Raw genomic sequence first — 26,324 nt, 5'->3', positions numbered from 1 at the left:
AATAAAACAAGTATATAAATGTGTTGGAAGATATCTTCCGACTGGAAAAAATTCTGAAAAAAAGTAGTTAAAATAAAAATTTTATAAACAATGTTTAGAAAATAATAGCAATAAAATTAAAAAAATGAAAAAAATTTACATTTGGCTATTTGTTTAACCAAGAAATAGCATACAATATCCGGAAAAAAATGTGTTATGCAAAAAATAGCTGACCGTTAATGTTAGTCTAAAAAATGAGTATAACCCAATGAAATATAAAAAACAAAAAAAGCAAGAAATAAAAAAATTATTTCTTGATTGAAGCAATTGCACTCTGTGCGCCTTGTTTTACAAAACCGCTTTCATCATCTAGCAATTTTTCAAGTGCAGGAATCGCCTTTTCATCACCGATGTTTCCGAGTGCCCATGCGGCTGCACCCCTTACTCTCCAGTCTTCATCATCCAATATTGCGATTAAAGGATCAACTGCAGGTTCGCCCATACGGCTTAAAGCTGTGGATGCTTCCCTTCTAACTAACTTGTTGTTGTCTTTTAAAGTTTCAATTAATGCAGGAATTGCTTTTGGATCGTTGATTGCACCAAGCAAGGTTGCTGCATGTAACCTAATATTTTTCTTTCTGCTGGATAATGCATCAATTAAAGGATCTAAAGATTCATCCTTTCTCAATTCCAATTCTCCAATGGCATCCTCAACAACAAAGTCATCTTTGTCATTCAATAATTCAATTAATTCGTCGATACTTCTTTCCATCTCAATCCCTCATAAAATTCAATAGGAAATCTAATCTTATTTTTGTATTAATATACTATTATACTTTGGTAATATAAAAGTATTTCGATAGTATACGAACAAATTTTTTTTATAAGAATTATATACAATAAAATGGATATAATATAAGTATAACAAAAAAATGTTTTAAGTGAAATAATGTATGATATTGCAATTATAGCGGGAGACGGAATAGGTCAAGAAGTGATGAATGCTTGCGAGTATCTGCTTGACAAAATAGATATAGAATTTAGTTTTGAATATGGTGAAGCTGGTTTTGACTGTTATAATAAAAATGGAGTTACATTACCTGAAGAAACTATCAGAATAGCTGAAAAAAGTGATGCAGTACTGTTTGGAGCATCAACATCAACACCAGGGCAACCTAGCCCAATCATCAATTTAAGACAAGCATTGAACGTGTATGCAAATATAAGACCTATAAAATCATATAAAGGAGTTAATTGCCTCAGAGACGACATTGATTTTGTAATCGTTCGTGAAAATACCGAAGGACTGTATTCACAGCTGGAATACGGTGATGAAAACAGAATGATTGCAGAAAGAGTAATCACAAGAAACGCATCGGAGAGAATCTCAAAGGTGGCATTCAACCTGTGCATAAAGAGGGGCCAGTCAAAGGTCACATGCGTTCACAAGAGCAATGTCCTCAAAAAGACAGACGGCATTTTCAAGGAAAGCTTCTACAATATTGCCAAACAATACCCTCAAATCAAAACTGAAGACTATTATGTGGATGCAATGGCAATGTATCTTGTAACACAGCCGCAAAACTTTGACGTTATCGTATCAACCAATCTGTTCGGAGACATTTTATCAGATGAAAGTGCAGGACTCGTCGGAGGATTGGGCCTTGCGCCATCCGGAAATATCGGAGATCACAACGGATTATTCGAACCTGTCCACGGTTCAGCGCCTGACATTGCAGGAAAACATGTTGCAAATCCATGCTCAATGATACTTTCCGCTTCAATGATGCTTGATTATCTGGGAGAATGGGAAACCGCAAACGACATCAAAAATGCCGTGGAAAAAGTGGTTGCAGACTGCAAGATTAGAACTCCTGACCTTGGAGGAGATGCAAGCACCATTGACATTACTAAAGCAATTGTGAAGGAGTTAATCTAAATGTTGAATATTACCACTTTTCTAGATGCAAATTCAAAAAGATTAGACAAGGACGTGTTGTACAACCCCACAACCGGAAACAAATACAATTCAGGAGAAATACTGTCAATAGTTTCCGAAATCGGACGGGAACTTAAGGAACTGGGAGTTAACAAAGGTGACAGAATTCTGATTTATTTAAAAAACTCCGAGGAATACTTATTTTCACTTTTTGCAATCTGGAGAATTGGCGCAATAGCCATACCAACAAACAGGGTATTCACCGCATCCGAACTTGAATACATCATAAGCGACTCCCAGGCAAAACTGATGATTACAGACAGCGAAGCTGAAGGCATCATTGACATTGCCACCTACATCCCGCAGGACATAAATGACTTCAAGAACAGTGAAGTCCTGCAAGCCGAAGCAACCGATTGGGACGACTTATGTCAACTTCAATATACTTCAGGAACAACAGGCAAGCCAAAAGGAGCCATGCTCACACACGGAAACTACTTTACAGCAATCCACAATGAATGTGATGTTTTAACCTTAAAACAGGACGATGTGTTTTTGGGAATCTATCCGATGGCTCATGTCGGACTTTCCTGGGCAATTTCAGCCCTAAGGGCCGCAGCATACTACATAATGATGGAGCAGTTCAACCTTGATGAATATTTAAAGCTATGCGAACATGAAAAGGTAACTGTCTTAAGCGGAATGCCTCCGGTCATACATTCACTAACAACAATGGACGGAAGAAAACACCTGAAAACCGTCCGTGAAATCATTTCAGGCGGAGGGCCACTGCACAAAAAGATATGGAAAGATTTCCACCAAACATACCAGATACCAATCATTAATGCTTACGGACTATCAGAATCAATTGTAATCGGTACAGGAACAGTTATAAGACCTGAAGACTACTGGGAAGCAGACAGATTTGAAAGTGTAGGTCATCCGGTTTGTTTTTCAGAAGTCAAAATTGTCGATGAGCTTGACTCTTCAATAACATTGCCCCAATACAAACAGGGAGAAATTGCCCTTAGAGGACCAGCAATTGCAAAAGGATATTGGGGAAATGAAGAGAAAACCAAAGCATCATTTTTGGATGACGGATGGTTTTTAACAGGAGATATCGGATATCTTGATGAGGATAACCGTTTGTTCATTACTGACAGGAAAAAAGACATGATTGTGATGAGCGGATGGAAAATCTATCCAACTGAAGTCGAAGAAGTTCTGATTAAATATCCTGCTGTAAAAGAAATAGCTATTTTCAGTGTAAATGACTGCCACAGAGGAGAGATACCTGTTGCTGCAGTTGTATGGGAAAATGAATCTGACGATGAAGGGTTAATAGAATATGCCCGTGAAAACTTATCCAGATATAAAGTTCCAAAGAAAATTTTTGCGCTTGATGAACTTCCAAGAGTAAACGGCTGGAAATTACTTAGACGGGAACTTAGAAAAATGTTTAAGGTTTAAAAAAAAGATTTAAAAAAAAGAAAATGACTATGATTATTTGCAAATCATAGTTCCAATGCCTTCAGTTGTAAATACTTCTAAAAGCAATGAGTGTTTTTTACGTCCATCAATGATATGGCAGGATTCAACACCATCTTCAATGGCCTTAACACATGTTTCTATTTTTGGAATCATTCCTCCGGAAATAATTCCATCTTCGATTAATCCAGGAATCTCATCAATGGTTATTTTTGGAATCAGAGTATCAGGATCACTAGGGTCTCTTAAAACACCAGGAACATCAGTCAATATTATTAATTTTTCAGCACCGACAGCACTGGCAACTTCACCGGCCGCAGTATCTGCATTTAAATTCAAACTGGTTCCATCCCTTGCAATACCAACAGGAGAAATTACTGGAATGTAATCATGATCCAAGAACATTTCCAGCAGGTCAGTATTTACACAATCGATTTCACCAACAAGACCCAAATCAATGATTTCCTCATCAATTTTGCTTGCCGGTTTTTTATGAGCAAATATTAAACTTGAATCCTTTCCGGACAAACTTATAGCATCACCATCATGTTTAATGAGTTCTGATACGATTTCTGTTGAGATTTTACCAACCAAAACCATTTCGATAATTTCCATTGTTTCCTTATCAGTTACCCTTAAACCTTTAATGAATTTTGGCTCTTTTCCCAGTTTATCCATGGACCTTGAAATTTCCGGACCTCCACCGTGTACAATTAGAGGTTTCATTCCCACATATTTGAGTAAAACAGTGTCACGTGCTGTAGATGACTTTGCTTCCTCATCCACCATTGCATGTCCGCCATATTTAATTAAAATTTTTTTTCCATGAAACTTTTTAATGTAAGGCAAAGCTTCAATTAAAACATCGATATCCTTCATTTAATCACTCACAATTAATCATTCATTCAAAATTTATAGTACCATAGTATTTATATCTTTGTATAAATAAACAAAATATTATGTCTGAAATGAATAAACTTAAAGAATACTTGATAAGTTCAGGTGCAAGCAAAGTTGGATTTGCAGACGTAAACGGTCTTGCAAGTGAATTCATCGATTTTCCCTATGGGATAAGTCTTGTTTTAAAAATTCCCAAAGAAACAATACAATTAGTCAAGGATGATGAATACGAGGCCTACTGGAAATCATTCCACAGACAAATTGGAAAACTTACCCAGATATCCCACAAAGGTGAGAGATACATTAAACGCCTTGGATATGATGCCTTTGCACTGACAATGAAGCGAAACGAATGCGACATGGAAAAATTGTTAAGTATTCTTCCATACAAAACAATAGCTACCAAAGCAGGACTCGGATGGATTGGACGTTCTGCATTATTTGTAACACCAGAATACGGTTCAGCAGTTGCTCTTGGAGGCATACTGACAGACATGCCATTGGAATTCGGCAAACCTATCACCGATTCGCAGTGTGACGACTGTACAAATTGCCAGGAAGCCTGTCCTGTTGATGCAATCAATCCTCAAAAATGGAATGACAGATTAAACAGAAAAGACATCATTGATATTGAAGCCTGCGGAGAATACATTATCAGCCAATATAAGGCAGGATTGGGATGTACAAAATGCATGAGCGAATGCAAGCTCACGCAGAATTATCTGGAAAACGGGAAATAATATGACTGGGCTTAAAAAAGCAGATATCAGTGATGCAGAACATATATTGGAATTCTATCAGAATGTCATCAATTCCATTAAAGGCAGCGAGTTCAGACCAAAATGGAATGAAAGATATCCGAATCCGGAATACATCAAAACAAATATTGAAAAAGAAGAATTGTATATCTGCACAAAAAACCGTGAAATAATTGCCTGTGTTGTTTTGAACAATAGGTTTGACCCAGAATATGAGGATATAAACTGGAACGTTAATGCAAATCCTAATGAAATTATTGTGATTCACACGTTTGCAATAGCTTCCGATTCAACCGGGAAAGGAATTGGAAAAGAGATTTTTGGCCAGATAAAAACCTATGGTCTGAAAAACAACAAAAAAACCATCAGAGTGGATATAATAAATGGAAATGACGGAGCCCAAAATGTTTTCAAGAGGTTCGGATTCGAATATGTTGACAGCGTTGAAATGTTCCATCCCGCAGTTGGTTTGGAAAAATTCCATCTTTTTGAATATGATTTGGAAAAATTAAATTAAAAAAAAAGATAGGAGTATGTTAAACCCCTATAATCCGCATTTGAATTTAAATCTGTATTCTTGGTTTACGATTTCCATTCCAATGAAGGATCCTTTTAAAATATCTGCAACTTTTTGCAGGTCTTCAGCAGTTATTGATTTACCGTTTGCCAATGGTGAGAAAAATGTAATCTCATCATCAGTTATTAAATAGTTTAGAAGTTTTGTATCTTCTTTTTGATATTTTTCGACAATTGCTAAAATTTCTTCTTCGATATTTTTATCTAGATTTGCCATAATATCACCTTTAAAAATAATTATCCTACAAACTATATAAACTTTTATGTCTATATGTAGATGAGGTCAAAAAAATCCATTGAAAATAAGATGCCTATTAAAAATATTAAAAATAGCTATCAAAATTAGTTAAATAAATACTGAACTATCAAGAATAATCATGACTAATTTTAATTTCTGATGATGTAAACACCGGTGAGAAAACTCCAAATAATCAGAGGATATACTGACAGCCTCTCAAAAACAGGCATGAAAGGATTTCTCATAATGAAAAACATTATCCAGAAAGCGATCAGACCGGCAATGCCCAATGTTAATGTAACCTTTTGAAACCTGTCAAATTCGGCCATGGACCTTGAAACAGCAACCAGCATGACATTGCCTCCAAGAATTGCCATTACAGCACCTAAGGTATGATATCCTGATGTCAGAGGATTTCCGCCATGAATCAAACCGACGATAATGACACCCAAACCTGTCACTAATGTCAATAAATAAAAAACAGCCCTGTTTTTGACGATGAAATCTTTAAACCCATAAATATTACCGAAAATCACCACTAGACCGATTAAAATAAAAGCAGAATTCATCAGCCAAAACAGCGGAGAGTTTCCATTTGGAATTCCGAGTTCAGATATGGTATGGAAAATATAGGTGTTAAAAAAAGAAGCATTGAAAAAAGTTGCAGAGATGACTTCAGCCATAATATAGTATAAACTACCAATTATGAATGCATATCCGGCAACTTTTGACTTCATTTTTAAATACCGAATTTCTTATTGAAGTATTTTTCTTTAATGTCAAAGTTAAGCTCTTCAAGGTCAGCGCCATCAAGAGCCCTTTGCAATATCTTATAGCAAGTCTTTTTAGGAACTGTAGTATTCCTGATATTACATATGTTCCAGATTTTATCAAATCTTTTCTTAAGACTTCCCATATCCAATTTTTCCAATACCCTTCTTAAATTGTATATATTGGCATCATTTATAGGATCATAAGTCGCATAGGTTTGCGCATCCAATGAAATAGGGTTTAATCCTAAAATATACCTCTGCAAATCGTAATCCATGAATGAATTATAATCTCCGTCATATGCGTAGACGTGAGCTTTTGCAGATAAAGCATCGATAAATACAATAAATTGATTTGCAATCAATGCCCTTGATAAAATCTCATCACAGAAGTTTAAGGCAGTTTCTATCTTGTCTGCACTGGATCCTTCAACATAATCTTTATAATCTTCAAATCTGAATGCAACAAGTGCAAACATATACAAGTCAATCCAGTCATTTTCTTTGAGGAATTCATGAGCCTTGTCAGTCAATTCATAATCTCCAGCACCTGCACCTTCATTTAAAACCGGGAGAATTCTTTCGACAAGTTCCTGTTTTTTACCGGATACCTTCAGGCCATTTTCCTTTAACAACACTTTTAAATCGGCCACTGTATATTTTTTTGAAATTTCTTCAGCAGTTACTGTGCCGCCATTTCCTGAAAGATAACCTTCTTCAACCAAATAATCCAAGCAATCCTGACCGGACTGGAAAGTTCCGAAATTATCTTCGTTTAAAATATCGTCTATTTTATAACCACGGCTTAAAAAATTCAAAACATTAAATACTTCTAATTTTTGTTCACTCACTTAAACACCCTTTATATTTCATCAGCAATACTAAAAAATTGCCGAATGTTATGCATAAGCTTCCGATTAAGAAAGCATATAAATTTGAAATAAATATCATAATAATAGCTATTCCCAAACATGTAGCCATTATCATAAATACTATATCTTTTTTGGTTAATTTAATACTTTGCCTATAATATTGTTTATTTGCAATTACTGAAATGTAGAAAACAATCAGTGAAACAATCATTAATCCAGCAGCAAATTTGGGGTCAACTCCACCTGAGCGGATTAACTCAAGAGCCACTGTTACAAGGTTAATGCTTATTACGATAAAATAATGGCTAAACATTAATCTTAATGATCTTTCCACACGATTATGCTGCATCAGATAATGAATTTGAATCACATATGCTCCAAACATTGAAATTACAATGAGAAATACCATAACTGGAATGAAACTGAAATTCAATGCATCGAAAAAATGAGCCAAACCTACAATTGCCTCTCCAAATGTGATTATTGTCAGAAGCTCAAAGCGTTCCACCAAATGCGGAAAATTGATAATGCTTTTGTCAAATCTTCCTTTGATGAAAAACGGCAGAAATGCCCCCGCCAATATGGCTACGACATTGACTGCAAGCACATATCTCTGAAAACCGAAAAATGAGCATAGGATTGCGATTACATATATTGCACAAACAATTGAAAGAATCGTTATTGAATTTCCGGCAGCTCCCTTCAATGTCCGTTCCTTTCTGGCCTGAATGACATAGAGAAATGCAACGGTAAGAAGAATTATCAGCATTGACACGTCATATGTGAAATACATTACCGCCCAATCGCCCAGAATGGTATTGGACATGAAAATTACGGCAATCATATTTATACAAATCAATACATAATCGTACCATTTCCATTGGCCGTATCGATTGACGTAATTTGTAAAGTAGAGCCATGCCTGCAGAATTACAAAACATGTAACCAGATAAGAAAAAAAATCATATGGAGGTATGATGCCTCCAACAGGTTCATTAATAAGGCCAGTCAATTGAGATATTGCATAAACAAAGAGCAGATCATAGAATAATTCTATTAGCTCCACTGGCTTTTTAGCTATTTTCATATTATCATTAAATGTAAGAATTCAAGAATGAAAATCATGGATTGCACGCTTCATCAGCCGCACCCATTACAACACTGATTTCATCGGAGATGTTGATTTCGGATATCTTTTTTGGAGATTCGTTTTTAGCATTATAATACGCCTGAGCGAAGTTCATATTAACAAAAACGACTTGCTTAAAATCCAAAATAAAATCATCACCGTCAATCCTGTTTAGGATATCTACCAATTCCACAGCAATTTCATTAGATTCCAAATGTGTACCGAATTCTCCTCCAACATTAATAAGCATATTAACACCTACATTAATATTTAAAAATCATCGTTAATAAAATTAAGATATATGAAAACCTGTCCCAAATGTGAGCGCGAATTGAAAAAAGTGTTTCATGATTCAAATGACGAATTAGCGGTCGAATCAATGAACGGTGAAATAATACTTGGAAACTGCTGCAGCAGTGAATATAACTATTACTGCGAATATTGTGATGAGTTCTTTAAGTTTTAACTAAAAAAAAATAAAAAAAGGGATTAAAATCCGAATGCTTCAAGCATTGACTGAATACCCAATATGATTATAGCAATACCGCCCAATATTTCAATGTAATCGGCATACTTGATAGCTATTTTTGTTCCATAAGTTCCAATCAATAACCATATAATAACTGCGATAAGACTCAATATGCCTAAAATAATTGGGTTCACATGTGCAACGGCGCCCTGGGAAGCCAAAATAAGGTTTTCGATGTTTCCAAAAATAAGCAAACCAGTAAATGGAACATAATCTTTTAAATCTACCATACTATTCACTTCCTCTGGTTGATCTCATATGTTTTAATGCGTCATAGACTGCCTTTACACCCAACAGAAATATTGCAAGTCCGCCAATGAAAGTAATAATATTTGCATACTGCATTGCAACATTTGTTGCGACAGTTCCAATGATTAACCATAAAATTACTATAAGAATACTTAATCCGCCCAATATTTTGGGATTGACTCCACTGACAACACCTTGGGAAGCCAATATTAAGTTTTCAATGTTACCGAAAATAATCAAGCCAATAAAAGGCATAAACTCTCCTAACATTTTTTTTCACCGTGTAAAAATTATATTTTCTCTACTATAAATAATATTTGAAATACCCTCAATCTAATTGTAAACCTTTGCTGTTTTCTTGACAGAAACGCCGGAATAGCTTGCAGAGTATTTAACTGTTTTTCCTATTTTAAGTTTTTTCAAGATACTTGATTTGACAACAACCTTTGCAATTCCTTTTGAGTTTGTTTTTCCTTTTAAAGCATTTCCATTGAATTTGAAGGTAACCAATTTATTTTTTACTGCAGAAGATCCTTTTTTAACTGTAGCGCTTAAAACAAGCTTCTTCAATGACTTTTTAACTTTGACAGTTTTTAAAGTTATTTTAGTATTTTTAAAGATGCAGTTTTTCAGAGTTCCTCCGTAAATGTTTTTGCCATGAGGTGATTTATTATCACTGAAAGTACATTTTACTGCCTGAGCACAAGGAACATCAGGAGCGCCAGCAAATTTAAATCCGTAAATGGCTCCTCCACGTTCTTTTGCAATGTTATGTGTGAAAACGGAATTTTGGATTAAGTTTGAATAAAATTTAAGTGATGAAACCCAAGTTCCGTTTACATAGCTTCCGGACTGTTCATGGCCTTTGAAGTAAACTGCACCACCATACATCGGCACCTGATTATTGGTGAATTTTGAGTTTTTAATGAATAGGTCTTTGCATCCAAATACTGCTCCACCTTTTTCATTTGCCTTATTTGAGGTGAATGTTGATGAAACGATATTCAAATGGGAGAATCCGTAGATTGCTCCACCGCCACGTCCTTTAGCAACATTATTTTTGAAATAACAATCACTTATTGAATCTGTTTGGAAATTGAGAGTATTACCCAATGACAGTTCAGTGAATATTCCACCTATATCTTCTATTTTATGATTTTTAAAGTAATCAGCATAATATTTGAATGAAAATTCAAAATTCAATGAGAAAATGGCTCCGGCATCTCCTTTAGCTGAATTTTGTTTGAATACACTGTTTTTACAGTTCAATACCCCAATAGAGTTTATTGCACCTGCTGTAACACCAGCATAGTTATTTTTAAAGACACAATGGTCTACAGTCAAATCTCCAAAATTCAATATTGCCCCACCATAGTCAATAGAATTTCCATTTTTAAAGGAGATATTGTTCAATACCACTTTATTGTGCTTTAAAGGACTGCCATAATTTACAACCAGTATTCTGGATTTGGACAAACCGTCTAGGGTATGGCCATTACCGTTTATGGTCAAATCTTTATCAATTAAAATTCCAAATTTATCAAATCCCCCATCATAAACGTAATTTTTATCCAGAGTTATTGTAGCTCCGGCTGGAGCACTGCTAATCTGTTTCTGCAATTCGAAAAATGTTCCGTCACCATCAGCTGCCAGCGGAGTGTCATTTGTCTGGCCAATCACATCATCATCGACATTGGCCACATAAGTATCATTGACATCACTTGCAGCAACACAGGAAAGGGTGAATAATATACTAAGTATTAATGTAAAAATAACTATACTTTTTTTAAATTTCATAGAAAAACCCCTAATTTATATACTTATTTAAAAAAAATGTTGATATTTATATGTTTTTAATAAATATAACAACATTTATATTAATTTAACTTTTAATATAATATTATATTTCAAATATTATAAATATTGTCAATGAATTAGAGGATTAACATGAGTAGAAAAGATATAGGCAAAATTGCCGAGATAATGAAAAATGATTTCAAGGGGGCATTTTCAAACCCCATAGTGACAATCGTGTTGATTGCAATTATCATTTTACCTTCTCTTTACGCTCTTTTAAATATACAGGCTTGTTGGGATCCTTATGAAAATACAGGCAATGTTGAATTTGCCATAGCCAACCTGGATAACGGTTCAACATTCCAGGGAACACCATTTAATGTTGGAAATGAGCTTGTAAAGGATTTGAAGAAAAATGATAAATTTGATTGGAAGTTTGTAACAGAGGATGAGCTGCGGGACGGCGTTTATAAGGGAGACTATTATGCGGGAATCATAATACCTAAAAACCTGTCGGAAAACGTTATTTCGATTGCCGGCGATAATCCTCAACAGGCAAAGCTTGAATATGTTGTAAACGTCAAATCAAATCCGGTAGCTGCGAAATTAACAGATTCTGGTGCAAATACTGTTTATACAACACTTAATGCAAAAATTATTCAAATTATAAACCTTGCGGCCTATGGAAAACTTGGAGAACTTCAGAGCGGCCTTGCACAGGGAGCCAGCCAACTGGCCAGCGGTGGAGGTCAGCTTGCAGCAGGTTCAGCACAAATTGCATCAGGTGCAGGTCAGGTATCTTCAGGAGTCGGACAGGTACAGGACGGTGCAAGTCAAGTTCAGCAAGGATCATCTGCAATCAAGGGCGGTGCAGATCAGGTCAAGCAGGGTTCATCCGATCTCCAGCAGGGAGCAAATCAAGTTCAGCAAGGTTCTGAGGAGCTTCAATCAGCAGTAGACCCTTCATTAATTCCTGACGGACCTGTAAAACAATATGTAGACAGCAGTGCCCAACTTGCAAACGGAACCGGTCAAGTGGCACAGGGTGCAAGTAAACTGGCCAACGGTTCAGTACAGCTTGCGGAAAGTTCATCACAACTAGCTGACGGTGCAGGCCAAGTTGCCGGAGGTTCTGTTGCTCTGGCAGAAGGATCTTTAAGCCTTGCAGCTGGTGCACAATTGCTTTCAGGTGCTGCATCACAGGCATTATATGCAGCAGCAGGTGCATTAAGTGCTTCAGCAAATTCACTTTCAAGCATTACAGGAATCAATGAAACACTCCTAGGAGACTATTTCTACTCCCCAATAAAATTAGACAGACATGAATTGTTCTCAGTACCTAATTACGGGTCCGATGTGGCTCCATTCTATATTGTATTGTCCATGTGGGTCGGTGCTTTAATTACCTGCGTAATGATTGAACCAAAATCCAGTATGGGAACCCCATACTCACCGTTTGAAATGTATTCCGGCAAATTGCTGATTTATATAATAATGAGCATTCTTCAGGCAATAGTGACAATTATCGGATGTGTCCTACTAGGTGTCCATATCGACAATTATCCATTATTCATATTTTCGGCAATACTGGTATCGACGGTATTCATGATTTTAATATATTCCGTCATTTCCGCTATCGGCACTGTTGGAAAAGGACTCATTGTAGTTCTTTTGGTGCTTCAGATATCTGCAACAGGAGGAATATATCCAATTGAAATCATGCACCAATTTTTCCAGACATTGTATCCGTACATGCCAATGACATATGCAATCACATTAATACGTGAGGCTCAGCTTGGTGTGGTCTGGTCAAACTATTGGCCGGCATTGGTTATTCTTCTGGCCATTGGTATTGTATCTGTTATTGTTGCAGTGCTTATTAAAGAAAAAGCAGATAAAGCATCCAAGTACTTTGAAGAAAGATTAGAAGAAAGTGGATTATTCTAGAAGTTGATAATCAACTTCTACCCTTATTTTTTTATTTTAAACCTAAAACATCCCTGTCAGGATCAGCGTTTTTAAACAGATTGATTTTTGTATCGAGTTTCCATGTGAATTTCAGCAGCCCCGCATGAATCATTTTTAAATCATCATCCGAAAAGCCTTCGAGATAGTAGATTTTACCCCTTTTGCCGACATCCATTAAAAATCTAATCATATGACGGTAAACCATGATGGAAAATGGCTTATACACCACAATATCATCAGTAATGTATTCAATCAACTGTTCTACTTCAAATACATCAGGACTGATTACTTCAACATTGCAGGTTGGGAATTTCTCGGATATTATTGTCTCATAGTCCACAATATCACCTACTGATTATTATTTACATCCCCCTATTTAAATTATGGATATCACTGTTTTTCAATGAACAGTTTCCCAGGAAACATTTATATAGAATTTTCTACAAAATAACTTTAGATAAACCATGACGAAAGAAAACAATGAACCCGACAAATTTGATACAATGCCTTTTATTGCATTGATACACCACATATCAAAAAATAGGCTTAAATACACCGTGAAAAATCCGAATCGCATAGATATGGTTCATGAAGGACGTTATTTGCTAGAAATACACAACAAGAAAAACTTATCTCAGGACGATTTGGCCACCACATTCGGCCAAAGCAAAGGAACAATAGCAAAAGCACTGCGAAAACTAGAAGACCAGAAATATGTCGAAAGAAAAATTGACGAAAACAACAGAAGAAAATACATATTAAATACGACAAAAAAAGGAGAAGAATTAGCCATACTATTAAAAAAAGAGTTGGATGAATGGGAAGAGCAGGTCGGAATTGACAAGCTGGATGACGATACAAAAAACAAGTTGATACAAATAGCTAGAAAAAGTGAAGAGATAATAGAAGAATAGTGATAATATGGCCAATAAAAACGTGGAATTAATGAGAGGAGAACCGGAAAAGGCAGTCAAAAAATTAGCGATTCCCATAATGATATCAATGATTTTAACAGCATTATACAATATCGTTGACGGAATATGGGTGGCGGGACTTGGACCGACCGCAATTGCTGGAATCGGATTTGTGACACCCATTTTCATGGTGCTGAATGGAGCAAGCGTAGGGCTTGGAAACGGTGCAACAAGCAGCATCTCAAGATTCATCGGTGCAAAAAATAAAGAGATGGCCACAAAATCAGCGACACAGTCATTGTTCATTTTCCTGATAGCATCAATCGTATTGTCAATAGTATTCATCATAATACAGGAACCATTGCTTAGAAGCTACGGCGCAAGCGGCCAGACATTAAATGAAGCGATAGCCTATGCAACACCATTATTTTTAGGACTTATTGCATTGATGTTTGGAAACGGATGCAGCGGAATCCTTCGTGGCGAAGGGGACATGAAACGTGCGATGTATGTTGTTGTTGCCACAGTTATCCTGAATGCAACACTTGATCCGATATTTATCTACGTAATGGGATTAGGATCAGCGGGAGCATCCCTTGCAACAGTTGTCAGTGCTTTGATTTCAGCAATGATAATCCTGTACTGGATTTTAATCAAAAAGGACACATATGTCGATGTCACACTCAAAAACTTCAAGTTCGACGCCAAATTAACAAAAGACATCCTCAAGGTAGGAATTCCATCTGCACTTGACATGCTGATTATGGCGATTGCAATGTCAATTTATTTAATCATAATCGCAATGATTGGAGGGGATTACGGTATCGCAACATTTACAACAGGCCAGAGACTATACCTATTTGCAATAATGCCCCTGACAGCAATCGGTTCAGCAGTTATTGCCGTGGCGGGCAGTTCATACGGTGCGCGCAATGGGGATTACCTGTCAAGGGCACATAAATTCGGTGCCAAATTTGGTCTGGCTTTAGGAACAGTCATAACATTAATACTTGTGATTTTTGCAACACCTTTGGCCACCATATTTGCTTATACACCAGAAACCGCAAATCTGGTTCCAGGAATTGCAGAATACCTGCAGCTTGTCTGTCCATGTTTGATTCTGACCGGTATAGGAATACCTTCAAGCTTTTTCTATCAGGGAATCGGTAAGGGAACCTACAGCTTAATGTTTACAATTCTAAGGGAAATCCTATTCGTCGTTCCCTTAATCAGCATATTCGTATTCGTCCTTGGTTGGGGACTGGTTGGAATATGGTTAGGATTATGTATCGGAAGAGCAATAGCCAGTATTTTAAACTACGCATTTGCAAGATACGAAATAAAACGCATAAGAGCGAGATTTGGAAATTAAAAGTATTTGCCTCACCTTTTACAGGGTGAGGGTTTCTAATTTTTTACACCACATAAAGCAGGACATTTTTTACGACATCACCACAACAATTGCTTAAAATCTAACTTTTGTTATCATTATTGAAAAATGATTTAACCCTATAAAATTGCTTTAATTTCAAACTGACTAATTTATAAGCGATTAAAATAGATATAAAGAATACAAATTAAAATTTTGAAGTGATAACATGAAAGAAAAAGATTTTGACATAAAAACAAAAGTGATTAAGGAAACATTTGATGATAATAGCCACATAGTTTCATCAATTGACTCCAATGAATTGGAAATTGACAGCAATATCCATCAGGGAGGAGACATTTTTATAACCTCCACCGGAGAATTTATTGATTTGGAATTTCAAGACGTGGATTTTACTGCAGAGGAACTTGCAAAATATATGGAATTTGCAGAAGAGCTATACGAAAAATACGGTAAAAGAATTTCAATATATATTCTCTGCCCGAAAAACATCAACGTCAATGTCAAAGAATTTGAAATTTATTCAAATGCCCCATTTACCATCAAACTGGCCTGCATCAATGAAGATCCGTGTGAAATCATCCTAACCCATATTAAAGAAAAAATGAAAAAAGAAACACTCGATGCTAATGACATAATGATGCTGGCCAGACTTCCCGGAATGTGCCAAAAAGAGGATAGGAAGTATTATCTGACGGAATACATCAGAATAGTTAGCAGACTATAAAATTAGCTATTTGTTCCATTTTAGAATAGTCTTTCCGAATTTTGAAATAGAATCTTTATCAAAGGCTTCCTTCAAATCATTTAAGGAATTTATTTCACATACATTGGTGATTAGCTTTTCGAGATAATCAAAAAGTCGAGGATTGTCACTTAGAAGAGCGACAACTCCTATGAAATCTTCCCTTTCAGAGCGACTATTTCCCTGAACGGTCAATCCCTTCTCCAAAATCATCCGAGTATTAATCGGAACAGGATATTCGCTAACTCCAAACAGATTAACAGTTCCCTGAGGATTGACCAAATCAATAATCTGTTCAATGGCAGTTTGGGATGCACTAGACCCCACACATTCAAAACAGTGGTCAATTGCCAAACCATCAGGCACATCATGTATCCTATAGATTTCATCGGCAAATGAAAACAGATTAAGATTATCCTGATGTTTGCCGAACACTACCACCTTGGATTGAGGATACATCTCCTTTAAAAATAAGGCTGTTATAAAACCAAGGTTTCCATCTCCCCAAACACCCAATCGGCTTTTGGGAGTAATTGCAATGCTGTCAAACTTGGTTATGCCCTGATACGCAACGGACATAAGTTCAATGAATGAAGACACATAATTATTAAAGTCATCCGGAAGCTTTACAACCCTGTCTGATTCAAGTTTTATCAAATCGGAAGTAAATCCGTCAAATCCGCTGCCTCTGAATTTGGATTTATAGGAATAATTGGCTCTGCAAACATCCTCCCCACAGGGAGTGTTTGGAATCATCACTACAGTATCGCCTGATTTGAAGTTGCCTTCACTGTCAAAGACAACATCTCCGATTGCCTCATGAATCAATGCCATAGGTAATTTTTTGTCTAAAATCTCAGCAGGTCTTGAGCCCTGATAGTACCGTTGGTCAGCCTGGCAAATTGACAGGTAGGTCGGCCTCACCACAACACCGTCAAGTTCAATTTCATCAATTGACTCTTCAAAAAATTTCGGAGATTTCAGTCTGTAAACAATATTAATCATGTGAATCCTCAAGTATAGTATTTGCTAATTTTAAATCATAAGGGTATGTAATCTTAATATTTGTCACTTCACCCACAACCAGATATACATCCTCATCCTTAAGAGTGAAAATTTTGCATGCATCTGTCAGAATATTGCTTTCCTCTTCTGTCAAACTGCTTATCAGATTGAAAAGTTTCTTTATATTGAAGCTCTGTGGAGTCTGACCCTGGTAATAATAATCCCTCACGGGAATGCTTTCAATAGTGGTTCCGTTGATGCTTTCCACAATGGTATCTGTAGCGGGAATGACCGTATCGCAGGCCCCATATCTTTTTGCAGCGGCAATATTGTCTTCAATAATCCTGTGGGTTACAAACGGACGTACGGAATCATGTGTAATTATTATGGAGTCGTCATCAATTCCAAAATTCTCATCAATATATGAAATGCTGTTCATTATTGTATCGTTTCTGGTCTCTCCGCCTTCAATAACAATAATGTCATCACTTTCACCGATATATTCTCCAATCAGATGATTTGTGTGATTGATGAAGCTTTGAGGTGTCAGAACAATAATCTTATCGATTTTACTGTTGATTACAAATTTCTCAATTGTGTGAATGATAACAGGCTTATCCCCCAAATCCAGAAATTGCTTGGGAGTGTCAGTTCCTCCCATTCTAGATCCGATTCCGCCTGCCAAAATTGCTGCAAAAATCATGGTTTATTCCCTCTGAAATATTATTAAATAATGAGATTTGCCCTCGGGACCATCCTGGCCAATATTGTCATTCAGACATATTTTCTTAAAGTCATATTTATCAAAGATTTCCACAAGCTCGCTTGGAGCATATTTGATTTCCGTTGGAGGTCCGATTGACCAGTCTATAGGATTAAATTCCACAATGGCTATTTTACCGTCCTTTCTGATAATCCTTAAAAGGCTTTCGATAACTTCATCAAGATTATCTGATGCCTTGAATCCGTGAATGACATTGAACATGAACACCATATCTACAGACCCATCCTCAATTTCAGTGATATCCTTTGTAATGTCTGCTTTAATGACCTTCAAGTTTTCAAGGTTGTTTTCCTGCTTATATGCATTAATCTCTTCAATTGACGGTTCGTAATTATCAATCGCATAAACAACCCCGTCAGGAATATAATCTTCAACAGCCTTTATTGCAATGTGACCGTCTCCACAACCTGCATCCATAAAAACTTCATTGCCTTTAAGGTTCAGCTCATCCAGGATTTCCTCAGAACTCATAAACTTTAAACTTGATTTCGCATGATGTTTATGTTCCATTATCTCACCACTTTTCATTAATAATAATCTTTAAAAAATAGTATTTATAATTTTCAAGGAAAAAAACGTATGAAGATTATTCAAAAAATTTTTTACTATTGAACCCAATATTCACAAAGATAATCTTAACCTATATATAATTAAAAAAATATAAAATAAATGGGTTGTTGGAAAATATTTTCCAGCATACATACATGTTTATTAGGAGCATAAAAAAATGAGATGTGTTGGTACTGTAGTACGTGGTATAAGGACACCTATTATTAAGGAAAATGATGATTTGGTCAGTATAGTTATAGATTCACTGATGGCCGCAAAAGAAAGTGAAAGATTTGAATTCAGAGACAAGGATATCGTTGCAATAACAGAAGCAGTCGTAGGTATTTCAGAAGGAAATTACGTAACCGTAGATGACGTTGCTGAAGATGTGCAAAAAAAATTCCCATCCAAAAAAATTGGAGTTGTAAACCCTATCTTAAGCAGAAACAGATTCTCCATAATCCTCAAAGGTATCGCAAGAGGAATGGACAAAATCACACTCCAGACAACCTTCCCTGCAGACGAAGTGGGAAACGGAATTTTAGACGCAAACCTTCTGTACAATTCCAATTTCAATCTAGGAAGCATAATTTCCGAAGAAGATTACTTTAAAACATTCGCATCATGGATACACCCATTCACCGGAATAAACATGATCGAATTTTACAGAGAACTGATTGAAAGCGAAGACTGCGAAGTGGAATTCGTATTCTCCAACGACATAAAAACCATCCTGAATTACACCAATGACGTCCTCACATGTGATATTCACACAAGAGAAAGAACAACACAAACACTAAAAGCCCTCGGAGCCAACGTATACGGGCTACACCAAATACTAACAGAACCAATCAACGGATCAGGATGCAATCCAGACTACGGACTACTCGGATCCAACAAAGCAACAGAAGAAAAACTAAAACTCTTCCCAAGAACCGGAGACAAAGTAGTCAACGAAGTACAAAAAAGACTAAAGGAAATGACCGGAAAACAAATAGAAGTAATGGTCTACGGTGACGGAGCATTCAAAGACCCAGTTGGACAAATCTGGGAACTGGCAGACCCTGTCGTATCACCAGCACACACCGCAGGACTCAACGGATATCCAAACGAAATCAAACTAAAATACGTATCCGACAACAAATTCGCAGACCTGAAAGGTGAAGAACTGAAAGATGCGATTATAAACGAAATAAAACACAAAGCCGCAAACCTAACCGGACAAATGATTACCGAAGGAACCACACCAAGAGTACTTACAGACCTAATCGGATCATTGTGCGACTTAACAAGCGGTTCCGGAGACAAAGGAACTCCGGTAGTATTTATACAAGGATACTTCGACAATTTAGCAAGCGACTAAATTTCGAATCCTCTTCTTTTTTTATTTTTAAAATCTGAAAAAAAGTAATGAATAGGGAATTGAATCCCTTAAATTAAAAACTATTCTTTTTGAAACATTATCAAATAGTGAGATTTGCCCTGAGGGATATCTTCGCCTATTTCTTCATTGAGATAAATCTTTTTAAGACCGTGTTTTGCAAAGTATTCCTCCAACTCTTCAGGAGAACTTCTTACAGGAGTTGGCGGTCCTTTAGGAACATCCCAAGCCTTATAATCCATGATTGCAATTTTTCCATCCTTTTTGATTATCCTTGCAAATTCGGATATGGCTTCATCTATCTTTCTTGATGCCTTAAATCCATGGAAAACATTGACCATCAAAACAACATCGATTGATTCATCCTCAACGCCAGGAATTCCTTCAGTAATGTCGGCTTCGATATTGATAAGATTAGCAACATCGTTTTCCTTTTTATAGGTTTCCATATCCTCAATAGATGCGTCATAAACATCTACTGCATAAACAGTTCCGTTGGGAAGGTATTCTTCTACAACTTTGATTGCATTGTGACCATCACCGCAACCGGCATCCATAAAGACTTCATCGCCTTTAAGGTCCAATTCGGCCAGTATTTCATCTGAGTCCAAAAATAATGCACTTGAAAATCCGTGTGCTCTGTGACCGTTCATAAATTTCACCTAAAAAAAGATTTGTAAAAAATAGTATTTAAAAATTGTCAATGTGATAATGTGTTAATAACACTTAAAAAATAGTTAAAATAATAAAAAAAAGTTATAAGAGGATTATTTTTTCCAAGTTTGTTTTACTCCTCTTCCTCTTTTACTACCAGGTTTGGTGTAACTTCTTTTTTGTCTGGTCCTTCTGTTAGTTCCTTTAACTTTTGCCATATCTTACCCTCCTTCAAAATTAATCATTATAACATTAGAATTATTGTATAACATAAAAATATATGTTTTTAATATATTTAAAGGTTTTCTTTAAGTGGTATATTCTGCATTAATTTTAACATAATCATAAGTTAAATCACAACCCCATGCGGTAGCTTCAAAGTCACCCAAATCCAAGTCGATATTGACAATGACATTTTTGGACTGCATGATTTTTTCGGCTCTTTCAAGGTATGGTGTATCTTCAAATGCTAAAATTTCTCCATTTTTAACCAAATCAACTTCATCTGAATCATCTGCAATAGCTATTGTCACAATATCCGGATTTAAATCACAACCGGAATAACCGATAGCAGAGACTATTCTTCCCCAGTTAGGATCTCCTCCAAACACTGCAGATTTAAAAAGACTTGAAGATATAATTGATTTAGCGGCAAGTCTTGCATCATTCAAATCCTTTGCACCGCAAACATTAGCTTCTATAAATTTTGTAGCCCCTTCACCATCACGGGCCATTTTTTTAGCAAGGTCAATGCATAAATAATTCAGGGCTTCCTGGAAATTTTCATCTATTTTCCCATCCTTAACGGCTTCTACGCCTGACGCTCCGTTTGCCATGAGCAGACAAGTGTCATTGGTACTTTCATCACCATCAACAACAATCATGTTAAAACTGATGTCTGCCGCTTGTTTAAGAGCATTATTTATCTCTTTTGCTGGAATTACTGCATCAGTTACAATAAATGACAGCATTGTCCCCATATTAGGAGCAATCATACCGCTTCCTTTTGTAATGCCCGCTATTTTAACAACTTCACCGGTTGTTAATGTCACTTCAACGGCACATTCCTTTGGAAATGTATCGGTAGTCATTATTGCCTTTGCAGCCGCAAGAGAATTTTCAGGCTGATTGCCCAAATTGGAAAGAGATTCATAGGCAACCTTTGAAATTGTATCGATTGGCATTTCACGGCCAATGACTCCTGTTGAGGAAATTGCAATTTCATCTTTAGGCAGCTTCAAATCACGTGCAACCAATTCAACCAATGTTTCGCAGTCTTTAAATCCCTGTTCACCAGTAAAGCAATTAGCATTTCCACTGTTTATGAAAACAGCTGAGACAATACCTTTCTTAAGTACATTTTTAGTGTATTTTACAGGAGCTGCAACTACCTTATTTGAGGTAAAAACTCCTGAAGCAGTACTGTTAGGACAAAGAATAATGCTAACTCCATACTTTCCTTCACGTGCGCCGGATACTTTAAGATTTTCAATTACTGAAAATCCACCATCAATATTTCTAATATAATCCATAAAAATCACTAAAATAAATTAATTACTCTGAACCCGTATAGTTATAATACGGATTATTTTCAGCACCCAATATCTGAGAGGTCTTGTTTTCATTGAAGTCTACACGATCTGATTCATCAAAAACAACACCCTTAGACTCGTTTAAATGAGTGGTCATCTCCACAGTCACATTTTCATAATGCGTTTCATTTTTAGCATCTTCAGTGCCATCATCAAAACTCAGGAGAATTCCAATTCCTGCACCTACAATAAATGCAAACAATATCAAAATCATCAATAAAACTGTTTTACGACTACGTTTTTTCTGTTTATTATAATTATTATGTGCCGCAGGAGCATATCTATTATCATTATTTCTATTTTTTAAACTGAAATTTGGTGTTCGGCGATTGCGTTTATTATCTCTTCCATTACCTCGCCTCAACACTGTTTTATTATCCTTTTTTCGTCTCATAATATGCTCTCTTTAATTTATGATATGAATGCATATACCAAAGCTATAATGATTGCTACAAATCCGAACATTCCCAATCCTAAAATGGACAGGATATATACGAATATGAATACAAATGCAAAAATTCCAATCAGTTTAGCTTTTTCATTTTCAATCAAATTGATAAGGGTTCTTGAAAATTCTGATGGAATGTTATAGGCATACAATCCATTAGCCAATTCAAAAACAACCAATGACAACGGAGAAGGTGAATTTAAACTGTCGACCAATTGAGCCCTTTCACCTGCTTCACGTCTGCTTCTGCCAACTCCTGCCCTGATTTTAGCACCATTATCAAGTGCAAACCATGCCGCATCAAGTCCTGCACGAATAGCAAGGTCTTTAGATGGGAATCTTGCAATGAAATCATCTCCACCTTCCCTATAACCTTCCAATTCACCTTCACATTCAGTTTCGATGAAATTCTTTATTCCGGTCATAAGGTCAACTAGCCTGTTTCTGCCGTTCTTATCAATGAATTTGGTAGAATCAATCAAGTCAATGAAGAGATAATTATCCAAATCAACAGGATGGGATTCCTGAAGCAAAAATGGGGAATCAAATACCAGTGCATATTCTCCACCAAGTTTTGTAAATGCAATACCTGGGAAACTTCCCACACTTTGAGTATAGTGAATAGCCCTTTCAATTGAAGCCGCACCTGTCATTCCTACAGCGGATATAACCTGAATTCCTTCAGAAAGTCCTATTCCGATAAGTTCAATTGCAACACGAATTGCATCATTTTTACTTAACATTTTTGCGACGAGTTCTGTTGCTGTCTTTTCAACAATTTCTCCCTTTTCATTTTCAATGATTTTAACAAAAACATTAATCAGATTAGAAGGATTCTGCAATTCTATATAGAAATAACGGTCACTTCCCATGATAATATTACTTACCAAAGCGTATTCCTCTACCTTGTTCTCGGCAGGAGTCAATTCATAAAAATTATAATCCTGAGGGATATTTTCAGCACCAACATCACGAATTAAGTTCTCTAAAATTGAATCTGAAGTAATTTCTGCTTTCTCAAGCTCAAAAAGAATAGTTTGAGTATAATTGAACAACTCAACATATTCAGTTTCTAGATTGTTTGTTGGAAAAAATTTGGTTCCAACAGCAATCGGATTAAGTCGGGTAGTCAACTTAATGTAAGCCTTAGTTAAAAAGCTAGTCATCGAAGGCATCTCCTCTTTCAAGCTCTATTTCAAATTCTCCAGGTCTTTCTAAAAGCATGTCAGGTTTTACGGATACGAATGGGAATTTCCAAGATCCGAGTCTGCCGGCTATAGTGCTTGCAATATTTCTTGAGTTTCTTTTTATGAATACCTCATCATGAGTGCTTACGCGAACCAGAATGTTGTATGGTGCGTTTTCGGTTACTTCATCTGCAAGCAGAATATTCAATTCAAAATTACCCGGTTTAGTGAACAGGTCGTTACGAACAGCAATTAAAGGTTTTTTCTCAAGACCTAATCTGTCTGCAATAGTCACTGAAATATTTCCTGCATTTTTAACTGCAAGTTTATAATCTTTAGGATGAACCAATACAAAGATCACATACGGAGCTGCAATTTCAACATCATCGACCATTTCCACAATCTTATTGAACATTGGTATTTTTGAGAAAATATTTTCAAGTTTGGATTCCGCATTATTCTCATTGTCAATACGGATAATGGCCTGTTTGGCAATGTTTAATGGGGAAATCTCCAATCCTTCCTTACCCATGTATATTTCCCATTTTTTAAAGGTCAGTTCCTTGATGATTTCTTCGCAAATATGCTGAAGTATGTTTTTATCCTTTTTAGGTTTGTTTGGTTTACCGAATGCCAATCTTCCATTATTGATTACAAACGGAATTCTCATTGAAGAAATGTTTCTAAATTCAGCAGCATAATCTCTGAATTTATCATTAGATAATATTTTGGCTTTTTCATTGGTCGCAATTTCCAAAATAAAGTGATCTGCATCATTACCTGCTGGAACTTCTTCTACATTTTCACTTTCCAACAATTTCAAATATTTCTGTTTATCATCAATATCATGACGAAGTGATGCATCTGCAATAATTACAAACTCATCTTCACTTTCTTCTAAAGCTTTAACAGCAGCAATAATATTTGCCATTTGCGGTTGTCCATTTTCATTTTTAACAGCAAAAGCCACATTAGAAGCATCAACGACAACTTTCATAATATCACCTAATCATTCTATAAATTTAATTCAGTATACTATATTATATTCTTTTAATATTTAAACTTATTATAAGGTGTTCCTTGGATATTTTCCCAATAACACTCTTTCACCACCAACAGTATTTAGAAAAATCTCTATTTCACTGTCGGTAATATTATAAACATTATATGAGTTTTTGTTCTTTCCTCTCAGCTTACAGGAGCATAATGAGCCTGCATTAACAACAAGAGAATTATTTATTTTCCAGATATTCGGAACATGCTTGTGCCCAGACAATATCAAATCCACCTCATGAGTTGTTAATGTCTTCAGGATATCCCCAGCATCAGACAGGACATTGCGTTCCCTTCCTGTTTGAGGAATTGAAATCACATGATGGTGCAAGGCAACAATGGAAAACTTATCATTTATTACACATTCGTCCAATTGGTGTTCCAGCCACATATGCTGAGGTGTTCCTACATGACCTCTGCTTTCATCCGGAGAACTGCTGTCCAATCCTATTACAGTAAAATTATCTCCCAAAGTTAGTTTCCAGCTTCTCTCACCAATCAGCTCTTCAAAAGTCTGATAACCCAAATTACGTGAATCATGGTTTCCCGGAACTGCAAATAATGGCGCTTCAAACATTCCTAAATACCTTGTAGCCTGTTCGAATTCCACATAATATCCATTATTGGTTAAGTCTCCGGTCAATATGACCATGTCCGGCTGCAATTCGTTGATTTCTGTTACTGCCTGCATGAATATTTCTTCATCAAAATCCGCTCTGCTTACATGCAAGTCAGAAATATGTGCAATAACTGTCATTTTATCTATTGATTTAATTTCATGATAGCTTCAGCCAAATCGCCCTTACATTCTTCAAGGGCAGCCCTTGCTTCATCCTGGGAAACACCTGCACTGTTGGCTACCATTTCAACATCTTCGTCAGGAATTTCTACTTCATATTCAAGTTCCACTTCACGGGCTTTACCATCGATCTGGTAAGTTTCCTGACCCATAACATTCATTAAGCTTACGCTAGGTTCATCAATAATCAATTCTTTATCATCAAAACGGATAATTACTTCACGGACACCTTCAAGGTCTTCCATTTTCATTCCCATTTTTTTCATTTGCCTTTCCATCTGTTTCATTTGTTTTTTGTTCATACCAGGTATCATATCAAAAACCTTCAATAAATTAACTATTAATAATTATATTTTTAATTACTTTTAAAATTAACTTAAATAATATCAACTAAAAAATTTCCAATCAAAACAGAAATAACTGCTTCAAAGACACATGCAATAATCAACACAAACAAAAAAAATAAGACTTTGAGTGTTTTAAATGATGATTTAAAACACTAAAAAAGAAATTCATAAATTTTAACTTTATTGTGCAAGAATTCTCCGGCTTCTTTAAGCCGGGGATGAATTGCACATTTAGTGGGTTAGTGTCTATATTTTTTTTATGTGGATGGGGTGGTGAGATTAGT

At 36.0% G+C, this 26,324-nt stretch carries 31 protein-coding genes; 10 read left to right on the top strand and 21 right to left on the bottom strand.

Translation table 11 applies throughout. The features are described 5' to 3' along the window. Nucleotides 1-286: 286 nt before the first annotated feature. Nucleotides 287-751, bottom strand: a complete 465-nt coding sequence (locus QZU83_RS05070) for a HEAT repeat domain-containing protein (RefSeq protein WP_295610196.1) — start codon at nt 749-751, stop codon at nt 287-289. Between the two features lie 177 nt (nt 752-928). Here QZU83_RS05070 and aksF point away from each other — a divergent pair, with 177 nt between their 5' ends. Together aksF and QZU83_RS05060 are read left to right on the top strand one after the other, a co-directional pair. Continuing rightward, nucleotides 929-1,918, top strand: a complete 990-nt coding sequence (gene aksF / locus QZU83_RS05065; RefSeq protein WP_295610194.1) for a homoisocitrate dehydrogenase — start codon at nt 929-931, stop codon at nt 1,916-1,918. Then, nucleotides 1,919-3,388 (top strand): class I adenylate-forming enzyme family protein, encoded by a 1,470-nt coding sequence (locus QZU83_RS05060; protein ID WP_295610193.1) that lies wholly within the window; start codon nt 1,919-1,921, stop codon nt 3,386-3,388. It abuts the gene before it with no gap. Between the two features lie 33 nt (nt 3,389-3,421). On the opposite strand, the gene argB is transcribed toward QZU83_RS05060, so the two are convergent. Next, entirely contained in the window at nt 3,422-4,285 is an 864-nt protein-coding gene (gene argB / locus QZU83_RS05055) for an acetylglutamate kinase (protein ID WP_295610191.1), read from the bottom strand. Nucleotides 4,286-4,365: 80 nt separating this feature from the next. On the opposite strand from argB, the gene QZU83_RS05050 reads away from it, so the two are divergent. Next, on the top strand, nt 4,366-5,046 hold the full coding sequence (locus QZU83_RS05050) for a hypothetical protein (RefSeq protein ID WP_295610189.1): 681 nt from the start codon (nt 4,366-4,368) through the stop codon (nt 5,044-5,046). A 1-nt stretch (nt 5,047) separates the two neighbouring features. Next, nucleotides 5,048-5,581 (top strand): GNAT family N-acetyltransferase, encoded by a 534-nt coding sequence (locus tag QZU83_RS05045; RefSeq protein ID WP_295610187.1) that lies wholly within the window; start codon nt 5,048-5,050, stop codon nt 5,579-5,581. Between the two features lie 27 nt (nt 5,582-5,608). Here the strand turns inward: QZU83_RS05045 and QZU83_RS05040 are convergent, their stop codons facing one another. The 5 genes from QZU83_RS05040 to QZU83_RS05020 form a co-directional block, all read right to left on the bottom strand. Further along, complete coding sequence (locus QZU83_RS05040) at nt 5,609-5,857, bottom strand: hypothetical protein (RefSeq protein WP_295610185.1); 249 nt, start codon at nt 5,855-5,857, stop codon at nt 5,609-5,611. A gap of 170 nt (nt 5,858-6,027) precedes the next feature. Continuing rightward, on the bottom strand, nt 6,028-6,615 hold the full coding sequence (locus QZU83_RS05035) for a DUF998 domain-containing protein (RefSeq protein ID WP_295610183.1): 588 nt from the start codon (nt 6,613-6,615) through the stop codon (nt 6,028-6,030). A 2-nt stretch (nt 6,616-6,617) separates the two neighbouring features. Next, nucleotides 6,618-7,499, bottom strand: coding sequence for an SAP domain-containing protein (locus QZU83_RS05030; RefSeq protein WP_295610181.1), 882 nt, complete (start codon nt 7,497-7,499; stop codon nt 6,618-6,620). Beyond that, nucleotides 7,492-8,607, bottom strand: a complete 1,116-nt coding sequence (locus tag QZU83_RS05025; protein ID WP_295610179.1) for a low temperature requirement protein A — start codon at nt 8,605-8,607, stop codon at nt 7,492-7,494. Before QZU83_RS05025 ends, QZU83_RS05030 begins: the two co-directional genes overlap by 8 nt. A 34-nt stretch (nt 8,608-8,641) precedes the next feature. Next, complete coding sequence (locus QZU83_RS05020; RefSeq protein ID WP_295610177.1) at nt 8,642-8,899, bottom strand: hypothetical protein; 258 nt, start codon at nt 8,897-8,899, stop codon at nt 8,642-8,644. 51 nt (nt 8,900-8,950) lie between these two features. Between QZU83_RS05020 and QZU83_RS05015 the strand changes: the two genes are divergently transcribed. Then, nucleotides 8,951-9,115 carry a hypothetical protein gene (locus tag QZU83_RS05015; RefSeq protein ID WP_295610176.1) on the top strand — a complete coding sequence of 55 codons (165 nt, stop codon included), beginning with the start codon at nt 8,951-8,953 and terminating at the stop codon, nt 9,113-9,115. Between the two features lie 23 nt (nt 9,116-9,138). On the opposite strand, the gene QZU83_RS05010 is transcribed toward QZU83_RS05015, so the two are convergent. The 3 genes from QZU83_RS05010 to QZU83_RS05000 all read right to left on the bottom strand — a co-directional run bounded on the left by QZU83_RS05010 (nt 9,139) and on the right by QZU83_RS05000 (nt 11,224). Next, complete coding sequence (locus QZU83_RS05010; protein WP_295610175.1) at nt 9,139-9,408, bottom strand: hypothetical protein; 270 nt, start codon at nt 9,406-9,408, stop codon at nt 9,139-9,141. A gap of 1 nt (nt 9,409) precedes the next feature. Beyond that, entirely contained in the window at nt 9,410-9,697 is a 288-nt protein-coding gene (locus QZU83_RS05005; protein ID WP_295610173.1) for a hypothetical protein, read from the bottom strand. Nucleotides 9,698-9,760: 63 nt separating this feature from the next. Continuing rightward, entirely contained in the window at nt 9,761-11,224 is a 1,464-nt protein-coding gene (locus tag QZU83_RS05000) for a hypothetical protein (RefSeq protein WP_295610172.1), read from the bottom strand. A gap of 150 nt (nt 11,225-11,374) precedes the next feature. Here QZU83_RS05000 and QZU83_RS04995 point away from each other — a divergent pair, with 150 nt between their 5' ends. Beyond that, entirely contained in the window at nt 11,375-13,171 is a 1,797-nt protein-coding gene (locus tag QZU83_RS04995) for a YhgE/Pip domain-containing protein (protein ID WP_295610170.1), read from the top strand. Between the two features lie 31 nt (nt 13,172-13,202). Here QZU83_RS04995 and QZU83_RS04990 read toward each other — a convergent pair whose 3' ends face one another. Continuing rightward, entirely contained in the window at nt 13,203-13,532 is a 330-nt protein-coding gene (locus QZU83_RS04990) for a hypothetical protein (protein WP_295610169.1), read from the bottom strand. 124 nt (nt 13,533-13,656) lie between these two features. Between QZU83_RS04990 and QZU83_RS04985 the strand changes: the two genes are divergently transcribed. The 3 genes from QZU83_RS04985 (at nt 13,657) to QZU83_RS04975 (ending at nt 16,223) form a co-directional block, all read left to right on the top strand. Continuing rightward, nucleotides 13,657-14,106: a MarR family winged helix-turn-helix transcriptional regulator gene (locus QZU83_RS04985; RefSeq protein ID WP_295610167.1), complete on the top strand. Its 450-nt coding sequence runs from the start codon at nt 13,657-13,659 to the stop codon at nt 14,104-14,106. A 7-nt stretch (nt 14,107-14,113) separates the two neighbouring features. Next, nucleotides 14,114-15,478 (top strand): MATE family efflux transporter, encoded by a 1,365-nt coding sequence (locus QZU83_RS04980; protein ID WP_295610166.1) that lies wholly within the window; start codon nt 14,114-14,116, stop codon nt 15,476-15,478. A gap of 226 nt (nt 15,479-15,704) precedes the next feature. After that, a complete protein-coding gene (locus QZU83_RS04975) occupies nt 15,705-16,223 on the top strand; it encodes a hypothetical protein (protein WP_295610164.1) in 519 nt (172 codons plus the stop codon). A 6-nt stretch (nt 16,224-16,229) separates the two neighbouring features. Here the strand turns inward: QZU83_RS04975 and QZU83_RS04970 are convergent, their stop codons facing one another. From QZU83_RS04970 to QZU83_RS04960, 3 genes are read right to left on the bottom strand one after another with little or no spacing between them, the layout of a single operon-like run. Then, nucleotides 16,230-17,246: an alcohol dehydrogenase catalytic domain-containing protein gene (locus tag QZU83_RS04970; protein WP_295610162.1), complete on the bottom strand. Its 1,017-nt coding sequence runs from the start codon at nt 17,244-17,246 to the stop codon at nt 16,230-16,232. Next, on the bottom strand, nt 17,239-17,949 hold the full coding sequence (locus QZU83_RS04965; RefSeq protein ID WP_295610161.1) for a 2-C-methyl-D-erythritol 4-phosphate cytidylyltransferase: 711 nt from the start codon (nt 17,947-17,949) through the stop codon (nt 17,239-17,241). The genes QZU83_RS04970 and QZU83_RS04965 overlap by 8 nt, the downstream gene beginning before the upstream one ends. Before the next feature lie 3 nt (nt 17,950-17,952). Next, on the bottom strand, nt 17,953-18,540 hold the full coding sequence (locus QZU83_RS04960; protein WP_295610159.1) for a class I SAM-dependent methyltransferase: 588 nt from the start codon (nt 18,538-18,540) through the stop codon (nt 17,953-17,955). A 217-nt stretch (nt 18,541-18,757) separates the two neighbouring features. Between QZU83_RS04960 and QZU83_RS04955 the strand changes: the two genes are divergently transcribed. Then, nucleotides 18,758-19,942, top strand: coding sequence for a coenzyme F420-0:L-glutamate ligase (locus QZU83_RS04955; protein ID WP_295610158.1), 1,185 nt, complete (start codon nt 18,758-18,760; stop codon nt 19,940-19,942). Between the two features lie 80 nt (nt 19,943-20,022). On the opposite strand, the gene QZU83_RS04950 is transcribed toward QZU83_RS04955, so the two are convergent. The 7 genes from QZU83_RS04950 to QZU83_RS04920 form a co-directional block, all read right to left on the bottom strand. Beyond that, nucleotides 20,023-20,613 (bottom strand): class I SAM-dependent methyltransferase, encoded by a 591-nt coding sequence (locus QZU83_RS04950; protein WP_295610156.1) that lies wholly within the window; start codon nt 20,611-20,613, stop codon nt 20,023-20,025. Nucleotides 20,614-20,922: 309 nt separating this feature from the next. Further along, nucleotides 20,923-22,146, bottom strand: coding sequence for a bifunctional ornithine acetyltransferase/N-acetylglutamate synthase (argJ, locus tag QZU83_RS04945; protein ID WP_295610155.1), 1,224 nt, complete (start codon nt 22,144-22,146; stop codon nt 20,923-20,925). A 22-nt stretch (nt 22,147-22,168) separates the two neighbouring features. Continuing rightward, the gene (locus QZU83_RS04940; RefSeq protein ID WP_295610154.1) at nt 22,169-22,600 is read right to left on the bottom strand and encodes a hypothetical protein; all 432 of its coding nucleotides are present in this window, start codon (nt 22,598-22,600) and stop codon (nt 22,169-22,171) included. Nucleotides 22,601-22,617: 17 nt separating this feature from the next. Further along, complete coding sequence (locus QZU83_RS04935; protein WP_295610152.1) at nt 22,618-23,820, bottom strand: hypothetical protein; 1,203 nt, start codon at nt 23,818-23,820, stop codon at nt 22,618-22,620. Further along, complete coding sequence (locus tag QZU83_RS04930) at nt 23,813-24,838, bottom strand: Zc3h12a-like ribonuclease (RefSeq protein WP_295610150.1); 1,026 nt, start codon at nt 24,836-24,838, stop codon at nt 23,813-23,815. Before QZU83_RS04930 ends, QZU83_RS04935 begins: the two co-directional genes overlap by 8 nt. A 69-nt stretch (nt 24,839-24,907) precedes the next feature. Continuing rightward, nucleotides 24,908-25,651: a metallophosphoesterase gene (locus QZU83_RS04925; RefSeq protein WP_295610149.1), complete on the bottom strand. Its 744-nt coding sequence runs from the start codon at nt 25,649-25,651 to the stop codon at nt 24,908-24,910. A gap of 5 nt (nt 25,652-25,656) precedes the next feature. Next, a complete protein-coding gene (locus QZU83_RS04920) occupies nt 25,657-26,007 on the bottom strand; it encodes a nascent polypeptide-associated complex protein (RefSeq protein ID WP_295610147.1) in 351 nt (116 codons plus the stop codon). Nucleotides 26,008-26,324: the final 317 nt, after the last annotated feature.

This window comes from uncultured Methanobrevibacter sp. (assembly GCF_902771435.1).
Lineage (GTDB): Archaea > Methanobacteriota > Methanobacteria > Methanobacteriales > Methanobacteriaceae > Methanocatella.
This window is presented reverse-complemented; position numbering and strand designations above follow the sequence as displayed.

Bases quoted from the DNA above. Each gene is read 5' to 3' on its own strand.
- aksF (WP_295610194.1), top strand. From the start codon at position 929: ATGTATGATATTGCAATTATAGCGGGAGACGGAATAGGTCAAGAAGTG.
- QZU83_RS04980 (WP_295610166.1), top strand. From the start codon at position 14,114: ATGGCCAATAAAAACGTGGAATTAATGAGAGGAGAACCGGAAAAGGCA.
- QZU83_RS05040 (WP_295610185.1), bottom strand. From the start codon at position 5,857: ATGGCAAATCTAGATAAAAATATCGAAGAAGAAATTTTAGCAATTGTC.
- QZU83_RS04955 (WP_295610158.1), top strand. From the start codon at position 18,758: ATGAGATGTGTTGGTACTGTAGTACGTGGTATAAGGACACCTATTATT.
- QZU83_RS05025 (WP_295610179.1), bottom strand. From the start codon at position 8,607: ATGAAAATAGCTAAAAAGCCAGTGGAGCTAATAGAATTATTCTATGAT.
- QZU83_RS05045 (WP_295610187.1), top strand. From the start codon at position 5,048: ATGACTGGGCTTAAAAAAGCAGATATCAGTGATGCAGAACATATATTG.
- QZU83_RS04960 (WP_295610159.1), bottom strand. From the start codon at position 18,540: ATGGAACATAAACATCATGCGAAATCAAGTTTAAAGTTTATGAGTTCT.
- QZU83_RS05035 (WP_295610183.1), bottom strand. From the start codon at position 6,615: ATGAAGTCAAAAGTTGCCGGATATGCATTCATAATTGGTAGTTTATAC.
- QZU83_RS05010 (WP_295610175.1), bottom strand. From the start codon at position 9,408: ATGGTAGATTTAAAAGATTATGTTCCATTTACTGGTTTGCTTATTTTT.
- QZU83_RS04985 (WP_295610167.1), top strand. From the start codon at position 13,657: ATGACGAAAGAAAACAATGAACCCGACAAATTTGATACAATGCCTTTT.
- QZU83_RS04970 (WP_295610162.1), bottom strand. From the start codon at position 17,246: ATGATTAATATTGTTTACAGACTGAAATCTCCGAAATTTTTTGAAGAG.
- QZU83_RS04975 (WP_295610164.1), top strand. From the start codon at position 15,705: ATGAAAGAAAAAGATTTTGACATAAAAACAAAAGTGATTAAGGAAACA.
- argJ (WP_295610155.1), bottom strand. From the start codon at position 22,146: ATGGATTATATTAGAAATATTGATGGTGGATTTTCAGTAATTGAAAAT.
- QZU83_RS04935 (WP_295610152.1), bottom strand. From the start codon at position 23,820: ATGACTAGCTTTTTAACTAAGGCTTACATTAAGTTGACTACCCGACTT.
- QZU83_RS05005 (WP_295610173.1), bottom strand. From the start codon at position 9,697: ATGTTAGGAGAGTTTATGCCTTTTATTGGCTTGATTATTTTCGGTAAC.
- argB (WP_295610191.1), bottom strand. From the start codon at position 4,285: ATGAAGGATATCGATGTTTTAATTGAAGCTTTGCCTTACATTAAAAAG.
- QZU83_RS05000 (WP_295610172.1), bottom strand. From the start codon at position 11,224: ATGAAATTTAAAAAAAGTATAGTTATTTTTACATTAATACTTAGTATA.
- QZU83_RS05015 (WP_295610176.1), top strand. From the start codon at position 8,951: ATGAAAACCTGTCCCAAATGTGAGCGCGAATTGAAAAAAGTGTTTCAT.
- QZU83_RS05070 (WP_295610196.1), bottom strand. From the start codon at position 751: ATGGAAAGAAGTATCGACGAATTAATTGAATTATTGAATGACAAAGAT.
- QZU83_RS04940 (WP_295610154.1), bottom strand. From the start codon at position 22,600: ATGAGACGAAAAAAGGATAATAAAACAGTGTTGAGGCGAGGTAATGGA.
- QZU83_RS04950 (WP_295610156.1), bottom strand. From the start codon at position 20,613: ATGAACGGTCACAGAGCACACGGATTTTCAAGTGCATTATTTTTGGAC.
- QZU83_RS05020 (WP_295610177.1), bottom strand. From the start codon at position 8,899: ATGCTTATTAATGTTGGAGGAGAATTCGGTACACATTTGGAATCTAAT.
- QZU83_RS04995 (WP_295610170.1), top strand. From the start codon at position 11,375: ATGAGTAGAAAAGATATAGGCAAAATTGCCGAGATAATGAAAAATGAT.
- QZU83_RS04965 (WP_295610161.1), bottom strand. From the start codon at position 17,949: ATGATTTTTGCAGCAATTTTGGCAGGCGGAATCGGATCTAGAATGGGA.
- QZU83_RS04930 (WP_295610150.1), bottom strand. From the start codon at position 24,838: ATGAAAGTTGTCGTTGATGCTTCTAATGTGGCTTTTGCTGTTAAAAAT.
- QZU83_RS05060 (WP_295610193.1), top strand. From the start codon at position 1,919: ATGTTGAATATTACCACTTTTCTAGATGCAAATTCAAAAAGATTAGAC.
- QZU83_RS04925 (WP_295610149.1), bottom strand. From the start codon at position 25,651: ATGACAGTTATTGCACATATTTCTGACTTGCATGTAAGCAGAGCGGAT.
- QZU83_RS05050 (WP_295610189.1), top strand. From the start codon at position 4,366: ATGTCTGAAATGAATAAACTTAAAGAATACTTGATAAGTTCAGGTGCA.
- QZU83_RS04920 (WP_295610147.1), bottom strand. From the start codon at position 26,007: ATGATACCTGGTATGAACAAAAAACAAATGAAACAGATGGAAAGGCAA.